General features: G+C 57.1%; 25 protein-coding genes. 10 read left to right on the top strand and 15 right to left on the bottom strand.

Features of this window, described 5'->3' with window-relative positions; genetic code table 11:
- Nucleotides 1-70: 70 nt before the first annotated feature.
- The 3 genes from DMO26_RS31030 to DMO26_RS31020 form a co-directional block, all read right to left on the bottom strand.
- The gene (locus DMO26_RS31030; protein WP_117196169.1) at nucleotides 71-274 is read right to left on the bottom strand and encodes a cold-shock protein; all 204 of its coding nucleotides are present in this window, start codon (nucleotides 272-274) and stop codon (nucleotides 71-73) included.
- Between the two features lie 352 nt (nucleotides 275-626).
- Nucleotides 627-842: a hypothetical protein gene (locus DMO26_RS31025; RefSeq protein ID WP_117196168.1), complete on the bottom strand. Its 216-nt coding sequence runs from the start codon at nucleotides 840-842 to the stop codon at nucleotides 627-629.
- Between the two features lie 20 nt (nucleotides 843-862).
- Nucleotides 863-1,201 (bottom strand): DUF982 domain-containing protein, encoded by a 339-nt coding sequence (locus tag DMO26_RS31020; RefSeq protein WP_117196167.1) that lies wholly within the window; start codon nucleotides 1,199-1,201, stop codon nucleotides 863-865.
- A gap of 343 nt (nucleotides 1,202-1,544) precedes the next feature.
- Between DMO26_RS31020 and DMO26_RS31015 the strand changes: the two genes are divergently transcribed.
- Entirely contained in the window at nucleotides 1,545-1,736 is a 192-nt protein-coding gene (locus tag DMO26_RS31015; RefSeq protein WP_162703068.1) for a hypothetical protein, read from the top strand.
- Nucleotides 1,737-1,879: 143 nt separating this feature from the next.
- On the opposite strand, the gene DMO26_RS31010 is transcribed toward DMO26_RS31015, so the two are convergent.
- From DMO26_RS31010 to DMO26_RS31000, 3 genes are all read right to left on the bottom strand, one after another.
- Complete coding sequence (locus tag DMO26_RS31010) at nucleotides 1,880-2,143, bottom strand: DUF982 domain-containing protein (RefSeq protein ID WP_113451344.1); 264 nt, start codon at nucleotides 2,141-2,143, stop codon at nucleotides 1,880-1,882.
- A 113-nt stretch (nucleotides 2,144-2,256) separates the two neighbouring features.
- Entirely contained in the window at nucleotides 2,257-2,559 is a 303-nt protein-coding gene (locus DMO26_RS31005; protein WP_162895136.1) for a hypothetical protein, read from the bottom strand.
- A gap of 427 nt (nucleotides 2,560-2,986) precedes the next feature.
- Complete coding sequence (locus DMO26_RS31000) at nucleotides 2,987-3,196, bottom strand: cold-shock protein (RefSeq protein WP_117196165.1); 210 nt, start codon at nucleotides 3,194-3,196, stop codon at nucleotides 2,987-2,989.
- A gap of 682 nt (nucleotides 3,197-3,878) precedes the next feature.
- On the opposite strand from DMO26_RS31000, the gene DMO26_RS33975 reads away from it, so the two are divergent.
- Nucleotides 3,879-4,112, top strand: a complete 234-nt coding sequence (locus DMO26_RS33975; RefSeq protein ID WP_162895135.1) for a hypothetical protein — start codon at nucleotides 3,879-3,881, stop codon at nucleotides 4,110-4,112.
- A gap of 55 nt (nucleotides 4,113-4,167) precedes the next feature.
- Nucleotides 4,168-4,308 carry a hypothetical protein gene (locus tag DMO26_RS33970; RefSeq protein WP_162895134.1) on the top strand — a complete coding sequence of 47 codons (141 nt, stop codon included), beginning with the start codon at nucleotides 4,168-4,170 and terminating at the stop codon, nucleotides 4,306-4,308.
- A 39-nt stretch (nucleotides 4,309-4,347) separates the two neighbouring features.
- On the opposite strand, the gene DMO26_RS30990 is transcribed toward DMO26_RS33970, so the two are convergent.
- Complete coding sequence (locus DMO26_RS30990) at nucleotides 4,348-5,109, bottom strand: hypothetical protein (RefSeq protein WP_117196163.1); 762 nt, start codon at nucleotides 5,107-5,109, stop codon at nucleotides 4,348-4,350.
- Nucleotides 5,110-5,760: 651 nt separating this feature from the next.
- On the opposite strand from DMO26_RS30990, the gene DMO26_RS30985 reads away from it, so the two are divergent.
- From DMO26_RS30985 to DMO26_RS30970, 4 genes are all read left to right on the top strand, one after another.
- Nucleotides 5,761-5,958 (top strand): hypothetical protein, encoded by a 198-nt coding sequence (locus DMO26_RS30985; RefSeq protein ID WP_112759655.1) that lies wholly within the window; start codon nucleotides 5,761-5,763, stop codon nucleotides 5,956-5,958.
- Nucleotides 5,959-6,024: 66 nt separating this feature from the next.
- On the top strand, nucleotides 6,025-6,270 hold the full coding sequence (locus DMO26_RS30980; protein WP_117196162.1) for a hypothetical protein: 246 nt from the start codon (nucleotides 6,025-6,027) through the stop codon (nucleotides 6,268-6,270).
- 115 nt (nucleotides 6,271-6,385) lie between these two features.
- A complete protein-coding gene (locus tag DMO26_RS30975) occupies nucleotides 6,386-6,679 on the top strand; it encodes a hypothetical protein (RefSeq protein ID WP_112759652.1) in 294 nt (97 codons plus the stop codon).
- Nucleotides 6,680-6,731: 52 nt separating this feature from the next.
- Nucleotides 6,732-6,992: a DUF1488 family protein gene (locus DMO26_RS30970; protein ID WP_117196161.1), complete on the top strand. Its 261-nt coding sequence runs from the start codon at nucleotides 6,732-6,734 to the stop codon at nucleotides 6,990-6,992.
- Between the two features lie 109 nt (nucleotides 6,993-7,101).
- Here the strand turns inward: DMO26_RS30970 and DMO26_RS30965 are convergent, their stop codons facing one another.
- The 8 genes from DMO26_RS30965 to DMO26_RS33960 all read right to left on the bottom strand — a co-directional run bounded on the left by DMO26_RS30965 (nucleotide 7,102) and on the right by DMO26_RS33960 (nucleotide 11,481).
- A complete protein-coding gene (locus DMO26_RS30965; RefSeq protein WP_162703070.1) occupies nucleotides 7,102-7,368 on the bottom strand; it encodes a DUF982 domain-containing protein in 267 nt (88 codons plus the stop codon).
- 94 nt (nucleotides 7,369-7,462) lie between these two features.
- The gene (locus DMO26_RS30960) at nucleotides 7,463-7,954 is read right to left on the bottom strand and encodes a DUF982 domain-containing protein (RefSeq protein ID WP_205421288.1); all 492 of its coding nucleotides are present in this window, start codon (nucleotides 7,952-7,954) and stop codon (nucleotides 7,463-7,465) included.
- Nucleotides 7,955-8,340: 386 nt separating this feature from the next.
- Nucleotides 8,341-8,511: a hypothetical protein gene (locus DMO26_RS33965; protein ID WP_162895133.1), complete on the bottom strand. Its 171-nt coding sequence runs from the start codon at nucleotides 8,509-8,511 to the stop codon at nucleotides 8,341-8,343.
- A 113-nt stretch (nucleotides 8,512-8,624) separates the two neighbouring features.
- Nucleotides 8,625-8,834, bottom strand: coding sequence for a cold-shock protein (locus DMO26_RS30955; protein ID WP_112759261.1), 210 nt, complete (start codon nucleotides 8,832-8,834; stop codon nucleotides 8,625-8,627).
- 178 nt (nucleotides 8,835-9,012) lie between these two features.
- A complete protein-coding gene (locus tag DMO26_RS30950; protein WP_117196160.1) occupies nucleotides 9,013-10,083 on the bottom strand; it encodes a fatty acid desaturase in 1,071 nt (356 codons plus the stop codon).
- Between the two features lie 82 nt (nucleotides 10,084-10,165).
- Complete coding sequence (locus tag DMO26_RS30945) at nucleotides 10,166-10,546, bottom strand: DUF6481 family protein (RefSeq protein ID WP_117196159.1); 381 nt, start codon at nucleotides 10,544-10,546, stop codon at nucleotides 10,166-10,168.
- Between the two features lie 170 nt (nucleotides 10,547-10,716).
- Entirely contained in the window at nucleotides 10,717-10,926 is a 210-nt protein-coding gene (locus DMO26_RS30940) for a cold-shock protein (RefSeq protein WP_112759266.1), read from the bottom strand.
- A gap of 399 nt (nucleotides 10,927-11,325) precedes the next feature.
- The gene (locus DMO26_RS33960) at nucleotides 11,326-11,481 is read right to left on the bottom strand and encodes an Rmf/CrpP family protein (protein WP_162703028.1); all 156 of its coding nucleotides are present in this window, start codon (nucleotides 11,479-11,481) and stop codon (nucleotides 11,326-11,328) included.
- A 787-nt stretch (nucleotides 11,482-12,268) separates the two neighbouring features.
- Here DMO26_RS33960 and DMO26_RS30935 point away from each other — a divergent pair.
- The 3 genes from DMO26_RS30935 to DMO26_RS30925 all read left to right on the top strand — a co-directional run bounded on the left by DMO26_RS30935 (nucleotide 12,269) and on the right by DMO26_RS30925 (nucleotide 13,966).
- Nucleotides 12,269-12,496, top strand: coding sequence for a DUF4167 domain-containing protein (locus DMO26_RS30935; protein ID WP_117196158.1), 228 nt, complete (start codon nucleotides 12,269-12,271; stop codon nucleotides 12,494-12,496).
- Nucleotides 12,497-12,739: 243 nt separating this feature from the next.
- A complete protein-coding gene (locus tag DMO26_RS30930; RefSeq protein ID WP_112759257.1) occupies nucleotides 12,740-13,000 on the top strand; it encodes a hypothetical protein in 261 nt (86 codons plus the stop codon).
- A gap of 42 nt (nucleotides 13,001-13,042) precedes the next feature.
- Nucleotides 13,043-13,966, top strand: a complete 924-nt coding sequence (locus DMO26_RS30925; protein ID WP_117196157.1) for a transglutaminase family protein — start codon at nucleotides 13,043-13,045, stop codon at nucleotides 13,964-13,966.
- The last annotated feature ends 213 nt before the right edge of the window (nucleotides 13,967-14,179 follow it).

Below are 14,179 nucleotides of genomic sequence, written 5' to 3'. Positions count from 1 at the left end.
GTCCAGCAATGGGAGGGCGCTCCTTCATCTGATGATCGCTGTTGGGATAAAGGGTGTCGCTGGGCCGAGATCAAAGCACGTTGACGTTTTCGGCTTTTGACTTTCCGGTCTTGCGGTCCTGGCCGAGTTCGTAGCTTACCTTTTGTCCTTCTCGCAAAGAACCGCCTCGCTGCAGAGCAGAGACATGCACGAAGACATCCGCCCCTCCGTTCTCGGGAGTAATGAATCCAAAGCCTTTGTCCTCGTTGAAAAACTTTACAGTTCCGGTCGGCATAAAAGCTCCTGATCGCTTGCGCGGCGCCGGTGCCGCGCTGGGAGCCTATAGCGCATTGGGTGAGCTATCAATGGCTTGCACAATGCGCTGAGGCAGGGCGCCTCCAGGAAACCATCGGCGTTAAGACCCCCCTGTTGGCGATTCCTGCCCGAGCCGCCCGATCTCCTCGTCTTGGCGGGTCTTGTCGAGACGATCGAAATACGCGCCGATCGGGCCGATCCGCTGATTGCGTGTGAACAGGAGATGAGAAGCTTGAGACGCGCGGGTTGCCCAAGCAGCGAGGTCGCGGCACATACCGCATCTCTTCCCGATGCCACGCCCGCGGATAAGAAATGTCGCCTACCGGCAAATGTCAGGAAAAATCTTCGCCAGAGAGCAGCGCCAGCAATTGACGTGGATGGCGAACGCCGTGCTGAAACAGGCTGATCAACTCAGCGGCCAACCACTCCGCGCGCACAGTGTTCTTGCCGATATCTCGGCTTTGGCAGATTTGGTCAAAAACCTGCTGAAGCATCTGTAGCTCGGCTTTGTCGACGGCTTTCGCCGAAGGGAGGCGGTTTTCAAGCATCCGAATTCGGTACCCGATGGCTAGTGATGTCCGGACACGATTATGTCAGGATCGCCACCAGCGCTGCACTCCGCCGATGTTGCGGTCGCTGATGCGTTGCCAGAGGAACGGATGTCCTCGATCTCCGCGAGCATGCCGTTCTTTTTGAGGAACCGTTCGAAATTGTCGCGGACGGCATCCGGTGGGAACCGACCGGCCACGGCATCCCGGCATGCCTCCAGGATTGCCTCACAGGTGATATCCCGCTTTTCCTCCGGCCAGTCCTCCAGGAAATCGAAGATGTCATCCAGGCATTCAATTTCTTGAATAAAGCACTTTCTTTTCACGAAAAGAGGGCGGTCAAACAGATTACTCGCCATTGCGGCCTCCTACGCGATCCGATTTGACGGCCATGATCTAGGAGGACGATGTTGCATCTTCAAGACGGTGATAATTCCACACGGCAACAAAAAAGGCCGGGGCGAAACCGCACCGACCTTCCTCATCATCGCTAACCCACCAGTGCCAGTACATCCGTGGTCAAAAGTCTGAAGCGACGGCGGTAATTCCCTTGGGGGGTGGAGTCGCTGATCAAATCAGGGGGGTATAACATGCAACCGTTGTGAAGAACGCAAAGGACTCGCGATGTCCTGCATGGTAGATTTCCGAAGATCGATGAACGCAAAGACCGCTTCGGCCGTTGCCATCCTTCAGGAGGATCGCATGGCGGATATGACAGCGCGGTACGCCGTTCGCGAGGAAATAGATCGTAGCTGGACCGTCTATGACGTCTTCACGGGCCTGCCCGCCAAACCATCGACATGGTTTCTTGTGGACCTGTCCGAAAAACAGGCTGAAATGTACTGCACCATTGTTAATGCAAAAGATGCGGCTCGCCGCAGCGAGCATGACTGATTGGCCCCCTCGTTCATCGGGGCGAGGTTTTCGATAGTCATGAGATGCCGAGGGGTCTGCTTTTCGTCGGCAGGCCGGCTTACCGCCAAATGCCGCATTCCTGATTGGAAAGCCGATGGCGCAGATGCCATCGGCGACGCGGTTCACTTCGACTTCATGCGAAGTTCGCCACAGGCGGCGAAAAAGTAAGCTCGGGATTTATCCGGATCCTGCTTATGCGTGAGAGCCGCACGGCAGGATTCGACAGCCAATCGGTAAAGCCCACCCGACCGGTGCTCGAATTTTTCTTGAAGGAATTTAAGAGCCTCGGCGGGACCGTAGATGGCTTTGTCCTCCAGTCCGTCACGCTCTACGAAGACAGGAAGCTGCCACTCCATCGAGAAGCTGACCTTGATCACGGAACCCACAACTCATCCTTTTCGGTTGCGTCACGATAATTTCGCGGCCCTATCACCGGGAAGTTGATTGGGCATCCGCACTTGGCAGGGCCTGCACCTGCGGACGAACTGTGACCCATGGATTAGCCATTCCGATGAAGGTCGAGATTCTCGCGGCACCGGTCCAGAGTAGCCTGGAGCATATCAACTCCAAGCTTGAGGCCTTCGGCTTCGGCTTCGATCGAGATACCTTCGGAAATGGTATTTTTTGCTCCCAGGAGAAGTTCGTTCTCAAGCTCATCGAACCAGGAAGGGCTTTCGTCCGCCTGGGCAGCACCGAGCTTTTCGATAACCGTCTGCAATGCAGGCTCGAGCATTGCCACTACGGCACCCAGGTTCAGAACGGTGAACTCTCCTGAGAGAGGAGCAACCACTCGATCTGCCATTCTTTTCTCCTTTTGAATGAGGAAATATGTCGTGCGCGAGGAGGGGACACTAGCTCAGCCAACTGGCCGAGGATGTAGGTGCGGGGAGCCCGCAATCGGTACACGGGTGTAGATCAGTCAATGAAATCGAAAGATCGTGGTTCCAAACCAGCAGGCACGACTTCGCTCACCATGGCAGCTATCCGGCCAGTCGGAGAACTGGGCTCGACGGAATGCCCGAGAAGCTTTGACGCTGCATGAAACGGATCGTCTGCCTCTACTTCGAGAATGGTCCCAGCAGGGATGCCGGGGCGATCGGTATCATCGAGATATGTCTGGACCAGATATGTCGCCACAGTCGTGCCTCGAGTAAAGTTACCCATCGCCAGGGTTTTGGGCGGCAATCCTTGCCAGCACAGCCGCGGCCAAAGACGGAAGTGGCCCCGGTTTAGGCCATCTGCAGGTTTTCCGCGGTTACCTTGCCGGAACGCTTGTCCTCGACAAGGTCGTAGCTGACTTTCTGGCCTTCGACGAGATTGGTCATGCCAGATCGCTCGACAGCGGAAATGTGAACGAACACATCTCTGGAGCCGTCAGAGGGCTGAATGAAGCCGAAGCCTCTCGCGGTATTGAAGAATTTTACGATGCCATTGTTCATGACGATTGTCCTTTCAATATTGTCTGCCAGCCGCCGGCGGCATGCCGGCTTCGAAAGGATCGATTTTGAAAGGAAAGATCAGCTCGTGCGCGATGTGCGCAAAAACGAAGCTCGACAAGCAATCTCGATACTTTGATTGGTAGGTTTGAACTGTGTCCCTAGGAAGGCGGGCCGATCGCGTGGCGTTACCTTCGTCAGAGGGACGATGAAGTGTAGCTATCCTGGGTCTCTGCGTCCCGATCACCAGCGCCCAATACTGCGATAAGGGCGTCACGTTCCGGGCCGAACGGCTTCATGTTCAGAAGCGCCCGCGCGGCCGTCCGTGTTTCATGACCTCCGGACGGCTCATTTCCCCGGTGAAGAACGAACGCCTCATGGGTCTCGTTATCTCGGCCGAGGAACCACCTGTCCCCATTGGAGCTCGCAGCAAATTCGTGAAGCTTGCTCATTGGCATATCCTCTCTGTCATGACGATATGGCGTCGGCTTTAGAAATTGCGAATTTTTATTCGATTACTGGCGGGACGCCTTTTGACGCTGGAGCCTGCGCTTGGAGTTCCAGGCCCGCGCTTATCCGTTGCTTTTGCCCGGACATGAGCGCATGCTGCAAACTTCAGCAGCCATTTTGAGGGCGCTGCTGCTTCAGGGCTTCCATACCCTGGCCCCAATGAAAGGAGGACGTCATGTCTTCCATCCTCCACCCAAAAAGCACTGCTCGTAATCTGGTCCGGATTAGCGGATCGGGATACCGGGAGAATATCGAACTTGGAAAAGCCGATGAACGCACGCGGCGGGCGGACGCTGCCATCAGCCGCTTTCAAGCTGGTGTCACCGGAGCGGGTATCACGCTGTCCTGTCTAGCCGGGCGTTCTGGATTGGGCGAGCGCAGGGACACAGCACCGCCTCTGCAAAATTGATGCATCTTGTTACCGGAAAGCAAACCCTACAAACCATCGCACGGGAGAGGCAGGAATGGCCAAGGGCCAAATGCGCAGCAATCGGGAAGCTCGAAAACCGAAGAAGGACAAGAGTGCGATCCCGGTGACTACAGCCCTGGGGGCACAGGTCAAGCTTGCCGGTAACGGCGTTGGCCTGAGGAAGAAACAGAAATGAATTTGCCGAGGAGGCGCCGGTACAGCGCCTCCGCTGTTTTCAATCCATCATGCAGACATCACCGCGGAGCTGGTACGGACGATTACAGTCCCAGCCGTTGCCCGTCGAGTTGAGATGCGCGTTTTCGGGAAGCTTGATCTGTAGGCATTCATCGGTCTTCATTTCGAAGCCTCGGTCGCATTTCCATTTCTGCCCGTAGGGCGCGTCGACGAAGATAGCGTTCTCCGGAACCTGCACGGCGATACACGCCTGATCCTTCTTCTCAAAGCCTCTATCGCACCTCCACTCGTCTCCGCTGGTTGTCAGATAGGCATGGGCAGGGACTTCGAGCTTGAGGCATGCCTGTTGCGTTGCGCGATAACCTCTTTCGCATTCCCAACCGGATCCTTGGGTGTTATCCGACAGGAACGCGTTCTCCGGGACTTTAATAAGGTCGCAGCCCACATTGCTTTGGCGGTATCCACGCGGGCATCTCCAGCGGTCGCCGGAATACGGGTCGAGATATGCGTTGGCCGGAATTTGGACGGTGAGGCATTGATCGCCCTTTTCAAGAAAGCCGTAATGGCAATCCCAGCCCTTGCCATAGGAAGAGTGCGTCAGAAACGCGTTGTCCGGAAGTTTCACCTCGAAGCAGGCGTCATCCTGCCTTCGAAAGCCACGATTGCATTCCCAGCCGGAGCCGTAACGGCTTGCCTGGGCATTTTCGGGCACCGGCCTTGCGGTCTGGCCGAACGCCCCCGATGCAAAATGCAGGAGAACGGTTATCGTCAGGGCCAGCGCCCTGTAAGATGATTGACGCATGAGTTTGCCTCCAATAGGCCTGCGGCTGTGATCTCGAGGTCCGAAGGCCGAGACACAACGCTGATAGGCAGGAAAGAGCGAAAGAACGATACGGTTGCGAAACTACCAGAGCCTTGGCTTTTTCTCGGGAGCTTTCACGGGGATAGTGGGCGCCGGTGATATCTCGGGACCGACAAGTGATGGGCCATGAAGCCGCCGTCTCTTGCGAACCATGGGAAAGGCTTTCTGGCCCTTCCGATTTCCTGGATTTTGCTTGCTTTCGCAGTTCGCCTTCAGGAGCATTTTCTGGAAATAAAGCAGGAAGCTGGCATGTGAGGATCGGGACGACATCGCGTCCTCCTCTTGTCGGGGCTAGGGCGCGCATATGTCCCTCAGGCGGCAGCGCCCTGACCAGTTGCAGCCGACATAATACCCTGGACTTCATTTCTGCCTTTGGCAAGCAAGGCTTTGACTATTCATGCAGCGCCTTGAAAGAGGCGCATTACAACGTTATATAAACTGCACGTTTTCAGCCTTTCGGCTACCTGATCCTCCCGGCTGCGCCGGTTGCTTGGCAAACCCTGATTTTGCGAACGTTGCGAACTCCGCCGTACTGGCTGGAGCGGTTCGTGCCGGATGTTTTCGTCCGGCAGCCACACTGAGGATGCCATCATGATCAACATCACCCGCCATGCCGCCGAAGGCCTGTTCAAACGTTCAGGCCCCGAAAACGGATCCGATGCCGCGAAGCTGCGAGATTTTCGCAGCAGGCAAGCTCTCCGGAAGCGGGAGATGAAACTTGCCGAGATGCAGCAGCGTCTCGAAAGACGGGTGGCGGGCACGGTCGCCCCGGCTTCGTTCTTCCGCTGATACGCAGGATGGGACGGTGAAGATCGACTGTCCTCGACAATCCCTCCAATCACAAGGAACAGGTTTATGGCGTTTTTCGACTACAGTGCCGGCGCGGGGCTTTACCCATGCAAGACGATCAAGAGGAAAAGCCGCCTCCGCTACAAAAGGTTCGATTCCGCCGCCGAAGCTCTTCGCTTCGCGATCGAGGACATGCCGGTCGCTCTCCTTCGAGGGTCCGTTCTCGAAGTCGAGGAAGCGCGTTTCGATGGCGTGCAGATGCGCAAACTCTACGAAGCCGAGGCATATCCGCTGATGCGCCGGAAGTCGTGAGGCGGCGGTGCCGACGCGATCTGCCTGGCCGCTATGTTTGCATGATCCTTCGAGCGCAGCGGTAGGACCATAGGCGACAATTTTCCATATCTTCTACCCATGCAAGGACTGAACATTGAATACGATCACGCTTACACCCGCCCAGATCAGGGGCCTGAAGCTCGCCAAGGAAGGCGACCTGTTTCCGCGGGAGGCAAATAAATGGACACATCGCGATGCCTCCGTCACCTACGCAAAGAACGACCGGTTTCGGGAACGGCCGCAAAAGGTCAGGTTTCTGACGTCGGCGACGTTGGACACGTTGCTGGGGTTCGAGCTGCTGCGCAGTCTCGATTCCGACGGGGGGACGCAAGAGGCCGCCCACGGTATCACCATGGCCGGCAAGATGTGGCTTCTGAAAAACAAGTAACCTATCGAGAGCGCCGGTCCGGCGTTCCGAGTTTTTAAAGCGGAGGAGCGTCATGACCCTTCTATTTCCGAACAGGAGCCGCAGCTTCGACGACGTGCGCCAGGTGGTGCGGTTTCTCGGCTATGACGGCATGTTTGAGGTTCGATTCTTCGTGGAGGTGGCGGCGCTTGCAAAGACGCCGGCCGGCATGTCGGAGACGGATTATCTCAGGGCCTTCGATGCGGCTCGCCCCGATATTCAGGAAGCCGCGACGAGACTTTATCACCCCAAGCGCGGAACGACCTATACGCTTACGGCTGCGGATCTGAGCTAGCCTGTGACCTCCGAAGCCGCGCTCGAGGAGGCACTTGCCAGCGATCGGCAGGAGCAGGAATAGCTCGATCGGGATGGGAGGTCTCCGGTCCGTAAGTATTGGTTTACGGCTATCTCAGGCGAAAGTCCGCCTGCGCGCATGCGGCGATGAAGTCATCGCGCATTTCCTCAGACGTGATCAAGCCTTTCAACGCATCGTAGCAACGATGACGTGCTCTCCAGTAAGGAAATCCTGTCTGGATAGCCCGATTATCGCTCAGATATTGAAGAGCATCTTGAGGGCCGCTTATCTTTCGGGTCGGCTCATCTCCAACGGCGACATAAACCGGCACTTTCCAGCGTATCCTGAATTCAATCCGTATGATGTCCGAATCCACGGTCACTCCATAGTTATCGCCAGTATGGCGCCGTCGGCTCTGGGACGGATTGTGGAACTGCTCATCTTTGAATGCCGCGTCGTTAGGGGCGTCCCTAATTCAGGCACGCCTCCTTGACCGCTCTATCGAAAGAGGCGCGGGCTTCCTGGGGCGTCTGGCGCCCGTCCAGGGCCGCCAATATCGCCATATGTGCCAGCGCAAATTTCGCCCCTTTCACATGCGGCCAGTGATTCATCATGAAGCGATGCGCCTCCAAAGGACCGATGATCGAAGCATTCCCGATCTTGACCGGCGGCATCCATCGTACGGTCGACAGCATGTTCTGACCCTCGGCCGGCTGAATTGAACCACCCTCGTTCTCTGAAGATGCGAGCGCGGCAGGCTCAGCACGCTTACGAGACAGCGAAGGAGAATCCTCCGGTGAGATCGTGGCGGATCGAATGCGATCGATAAGAGTGATTTCTCGCAGGTGATTTGCGCCTGCGACAGCTTTCAGGTCAGTCGTGGCATAACGGGCACGCTTCAGGACGCCACGTAAAATATGGCTGTCGTTGGAAGGGCGACTGGCATCATGGGCTCTCACCATAGCCATCCCTCCGCCAACATGGACATGACGAGGGCAAAGCTCAGGCCTGCCATTATCTTGGGGGCGACGATATCGTAGAAATTGTACAGAAAATGCCGGGGCATGGAAGACATGTCGTCCTCCTCGATTGGGGCTAGGGCACTTTGGCCGCCCTTACGGCAACGCCCGTATCAGTTGCTGCCGATAGTGGATGATGAAGGGTAATTAAGTCTTAACAAAGACCCACCTGGCCGTTTCTCTGGCGAATATTGAGCCAATGTTAGATTTCCACGGATTATCGTCGCGATGGTACTCGGGAAATAGGTTTCAACGGATCAAGCGGTCCACCGACAAAGAAAACCCGCCATTTCTGGCGGGTCCATGTTCCGACCGGAAGGCAGAGCCGGTCAGCTCTTGCCGCCATTTCTGCGGCTCTTGTCCAGCTTGCCTTTCGCCGATGATGTCTTGGCATCGTAGCCCTGGCCGAAATTCGTGCCGCCGAGATGCCCGCCACCGCTGGTATTGGCGATCTGGCGTTCCGCCCTCTTCAACTGCTGCTGTGCGTCGGTCTTTTTCATGAAAATCGCTTTCGTGAGAGAAAAATAAAAGGCCGGGTGAGAACCCGACCTTCTCCGAAGCTTCTACGATCTGTGCCAGTACATCCGTGGTCAAGGACCGGAAGCCTGATGGATTAGGCAGCCTGAAGGTTTTCGGCCGCGCTTTTGCCCGAACGCTTGTCCGCCACGAGGTCGTATGTGACCTTCTGACCTTCGCTAAGGTAGGTCATGCCCGCGCGCTCGACGGCGGAGATGTGAACGAATACGTCCTTGGAGCCGTCGGACGGCTGAATGAAGCCGAAGCCTTTTGCCGTGTTGAAGAATTTGACGATACCACTGTTCATGCCGATTTCCTTTCAATCGTAAGCGTTCGCAACCGGCCGATTGCCGGATGCGGTCATCATCGAGTTTGAGAGGGAACAGCTCGGGCACCCGTGGTGCGAAAACATAGCTCAACAAGCAAAGTCGATGGGATACCTATAGGCTTCAACTGTGGTGAGAACAAGGTGTATGGGCAATTAATTAAGGTTGTATCCGGAGATTGATGTCGCAACCTGACAGCACGGCCGCCTTGGCGGCACCCCGGAACGAGACCAGCTTGTTGCTCCGTTCGTCCCAGAGCACGAGCCTGACGCATTGCAGGCTCTGCCAAAGAGTTATGCGGCCGATATCCCCGAGCTCGGGATGGTCACGCAGTACCTCCGGTAGCCTGTAATAGGGAATCCTGCTCGACAGGTGATGGACGTGGTGAACGCCGATGTTGCCGGTGATCCACCGGAGCACCGGCGGCAGGTCGTAATGGGAGGCGCCATGAAGTGCGGCCTCGGGAAACTGCCATTCCCCGGTCTTCGACCAATGCGTCCCCTCGAACTGGTGCTGAACGTAGAACAACCATACCCCGGCCGCCCCCGCGATGAGCACGACCGGCAGATGAATCAAAAGGAATGGAACGAGGCCGACGGTCCAGATCATCAGGGCGGTCAAAATTGTGATCGCCAGGTTCGTAGCCATGGTGGATATCCATGGCATGGCCCCGAAGCCCATCATGCCAAAAGGCAGGCGCTGCTTGAGGAGAAAAAGCCATGCGGGTCCGATGCCGAACATCACGAGCGGGTGCCGGTAGAGCCGATAGGCAAGCCGTCTCGCCCAGGAAAGGGAATAATATTCGGCGATGGTCAGTGTGGTGATGTCGCCGACGCCCCGCTCGTCGAGGTTTCCTGCAGTGGCATGGTGACCGGCATGCGCCCGCCGCCAGTAATCATAGGGCGTCAGGGTCAGCACGCCGATGATACGCCCGGTCCAGTTGTCGAAACGCCGGCGGCCGAAGAACGAGCCATGCCCGCAGTCATGCTGGATCATGAAGAGGCGCAGCAGAAAGGCGGCGGCCGGCAAGACGAGGATCAGCCCCAGCCAAAAACCCTGGATAACGGAGATATAGGCTCCGGCCCAGAAGGCTGCGAAAGGCAAAATCGTCACGAGAAGCTCAAAAACGCTCCGCCCGGAATGCGGCTGCCGATATTTCGAGAGGATCTTCAGCCAGGCCCCGGCATCGTCTCCGGTAGGTTCGATAGTCGAATAGGCGTGGGCGGTCATCGAGTTCCACTCGTTTTAGGCCCTCGACGTGAGCGCCACCGAAGCGGGTTGTCCTGCCGCTCCCAGGCACGTATTTCGGCCGTCAGCCCTGACGGGCCTTTCGGGCCGCGTAGCGGCGGTCGCGTTCGGCCTTGCGCGCGGCTTCGTCGGCCACGACGCGGGAAATGCGATCGTTGATCTCCAGTTGCCGCGCTTCCGCAGCAGCTCTCTCATCCGCTTCCGCAGCCGCCGTCAGCGCAGCCGCTTCGATCAGGATGCGCTCGTTTTCCGCGGCCTTCAGGGCGTCGCGTTCGGCACGGCGAGCCTCCCTCGCTGCTGCGATGGTCTCGCGTGCGGCACGCCGTTCCTGCATAGCGGGGTCGCCCAGTTTCGGCGCGGACGCAAATTTCGCCAAAAGCTCGCGTTTGGCATCTGCCGAGGTTTTGCGGCGTTCCGCAAAGCTGTTGTCACCTGGGTGTCTCAATCGTGTCTTCCTCGTCAACAGGCCGTCAAAGGCCGGTATACAGGCCCGCCGGAGTTCGCGCGGATATCCGCGCCGGCCATGCCGTTAACGGAAAAGGCCAGACAATCGCCTGGCCTTTGCAAACTTTTGCCGTCATGCCGGTACATCCGCGGTCACGACGAGCCAAAGCTTTAGGCGGCCTGCAACTGGCCGGCGGACATCTTGCCCGACTTGTGGTCGCGTTCCAGCTCGAAACCGAGCTTCTGGCCCTCGACGATGGAGCGCATGCCCGCACGTTCGACGGCAGAGATGTGAACGAAGACGTCGGCGCTGCCGTCGTCAGGCTGGATGAAGCCGAAGCCCTTGGTTGCGTTGAACCATTTAACTGTGCCAGTGGTCATAACGAACCCTTTCATAGCAACATTGATCTGTCCACCGGGCGACGCACGGCGGATGTTTCGACTTTTGAGAGGGAAAATTCGTCAAGAGGCGCGAGGCGCAGCCAAAACAAAATATCGGCAAACAAAGTATCGATAGTTTTCAGATACACCATGCCAGCATGACAGTCAACTTGTTGTTTCGGGATTGGCCATTTTGCTACTGTAGGTATACATAGGCGGAGCGCATCTATCTGGCAGCCCTGGTAATTAGCATCAGGCGTGTTCACGGCTGACAGGGGTATGCACTATCTCCACGGAAGCATTGAAAGTTGGAGCGATCGTGTTTTGTCCTGTCTTGAGGCATTGCGAGCATGGCAATGGCACGCGACAGCCGGATTCTGAACGGAACATCGAAGGATGCTATCTCTTCGGGTTGCGATATCCGCTCATCCAGATGTAGATGCGCTCCGGTGTCTCGTCGCCGAGATACGGGCAAGCGCGCATGTTTCTTCCGAGCGCGGCCGCATCCTGCCCCTCCTCGAATATCGTCTTTCGCTGGTCTGTGGTCAGGATCATGGACTAGAACCAACGACGGATGCGGGTGTTCCCAGCTTTTCCCGAAAGCAAAGAAGGGAGGCCGGACCTATTGCGACGTTACCCCGGCCTCGTCTCCGTCCGTGCCGCTGTGTCAGCTTGCGGACCCTTCGCCTTGCGGCATGGATACAGATAGCGCAGGTGGGGACAATGGTTAGTAGTCGTCCCAATACCGAAGGATGCTGACCAAGGCCTGGATCAGAAGCGCGCCTTGGATTCATGGAACCGCTCAAATCCGGCGACACTTGGCTTACAACATTGCGTGCGGCTTTTTTTGCTTCTTCGTCTTCCGGATCGTTGGACATCAACTTGCTCCGAGTGATGATCCCTTCAACTTCTTTTCGGATCTTTTGCCGGAAACTGGCCTCTCTATCGTCACTGAGGTAATTCGTGTGAATTTCGATTGAATTGAGCGTGGAACTGCAGATGCGGGCCGACGACCGTGAAAGAGCCACATTACCTCCGTATGGAAGATGTGTTGAGCGTTTCTTTGACAGCAATGGTAGAGAGCCGCCGGATTCTTTCCTCACTGAAATTCACTGAACGCTGCCACCCCCCACCGCTCGACGCGTGGGTCGGCGTGATTTCCTGCCCGCATATAGCTACCATTGCAGGTCCGTGCTGCAGCGTCCCGCCTCTCTAGCGTGGACCACACAGCCTGCCGCCGACTGACCTGATCCGCGGGAAATAGCGAGCAAATCGAGAGGTGACGGCGCCTCCCCCTTTTGAACCTTACAGGAGCAGGCCGCGATGGCCTCGAAATCTTTCCATGAACAACAAGCGCCTCCACCCAAGCTATTCCGATAGGGTAGTCGAGAAGCTGCCTGCACGCCCGGCCCCCCGCAATGACAGGGATTTTTACGAACATTACCTCGCACTCGCTCTAGAGAAAGCGTCAGCCGGTGATCGGATCGAGGCTGAAAACTATTATCAGCACGCCGAACACTATTTTCGAAGCGCGGCAGTCCATGGTCCCGCTAAGTCGGCCGATACATAAGCCCAGTATGTGAGGGAGAAACGAACGCGCGAGGCAGACAATGGAACCTCTACTATTTTGTCCTGTTTTTCATAGCGATGATGCGGTTGATTCTTGGCGCGTGGGTATTCCGCATCATGTGGAGGAAAGCTCAAGATCACCGCACCTTCCGGCGCGGGTAAAAAGTAAGAGAGGCGTGCGAGCAAAAGAGGTCCCGCATCGGCATCGGGGTGCCGGACAATCCGATACAAATGGAGAAAGCCAATGAGCCACACCAGCACCCGTACGGTCACGTTTCAGAAACCTTTCCTGCTTCCGGGAATGGAGGCTCCACATGCTGCCGGTAGTTTCGAGCTTCAGACTGAGGAGGAGCCAATCGACGTGATGTGGGAGGCCTATCACCGAAGGCTCACGATCATGCTCACGTCGGCGGGACGTGTAGAGGCGTGGCCGGTCAGCGAGATCGATCTGAAAAACGCACTTGCGGCGGACCAGGGGCCAGACACCCACGGTGGTCAGCTGTGAGTCGCATGTTGCAGCGGGAAATCTCGTAGTGATTGACCCCATATGACAAAGCTTACGGTTCGACATCGCACGACCTACAGCTATCGCCGGGAAGTGGAGCTTGCGCCGCATCGCCTGATGCTTCGGCCTCGAGAGGGTAGGGATTTACGTCTGCTAATCCACGAGATATCGACGGCGCCGAGCTCGGAGGTAAGCTGGTCGACGGATGTCTTCGGCAATGCCGTCGCCGCAGCTGCCTTTCGAACACCCGCCGACATGTTGGTCATCGACAGCTTCGCCGAGGTAGATTTGACCGCACCGGCGTGGCCGATCTTCAATATTGCCGCCTCCGGCGCAACTTATCCGTTTCGTTATTCCGAAGACGAGTGGACGGATCTCGGCGCCCTCGCAGTCAGACAATATCCGGACCCGTTCGACAGGCTTGAAATATGGGCGCGGGGTTTTGTTGCGGGCAGTTCGACCGATACACTTTCGCTTCTCCTGGACTTGAATGCCGGCATCTCGCTGTGGATCTCCTATCAGAGCCGCGATGACGAAGGCACGCAGTCGCCGGGGGAGACGCTCGACCGGGGGTGGGGCTCGTGCCGGGATCTTGCGGTTCTTTTCGCTGAAGCTTCGCGATGCCTGGGTTTTGGCGCCCGCATCGTTTCCGGCTATCTATTCAATCCCGTCGGGGGCCTTGAAGGCTCGCCGGATAGGGGCTCGACGCATGCCTGGGCAGAGGTCTTCGTCCCGGGCGCTGGCTGGATTCCCTTCGACCCCACCAACCGAAAAATGGGCGGCGAGAACCTTATTCCTGTCGCGATCAGCCGGGATATCAGCCAGGTAGTGCCGGTGGCAGGAAGTTTTGTCGGTCCGTCGGATGCCTTCGCATCCATGCAGGTGGACGTCGAAGTGCTTTCCGGCAACGTCTCAGACATGAGCCAAGCGAAGAATGGCAACCACCAGACCATCGCGGGCGAATGATTCTTCAATCCCAACACGAGGAGAATGCCTATGGCACAAGAACCCACTGAATTTGCGGTAAGCGCCAACGGCGACCGATGGTTCCTTGCGGATTCCGACGTGAAGCCGGCCGCCATTCCGATCAAAGACCGGCCACCATTCCGATTTGAAGCCGGCCACCGTTCCGATCAAAGACCGGCCAGTTTTCGGCACTGAACATTACCTCCTGGGTCA

It is taken from the genome of Rhizobium terrae, from assembly GCF_003425685.1.
GTDB classification, from domain to species: Bacteria; Pseudomonadota; Alphaproteobacteria; order Rhizobiales; family Rhizobiaceae; genus Neorhizobium; species Neorhizobium terrae.
This window is presented reverse-complemented; position numbering and strand designations above follow the sequence as displayed.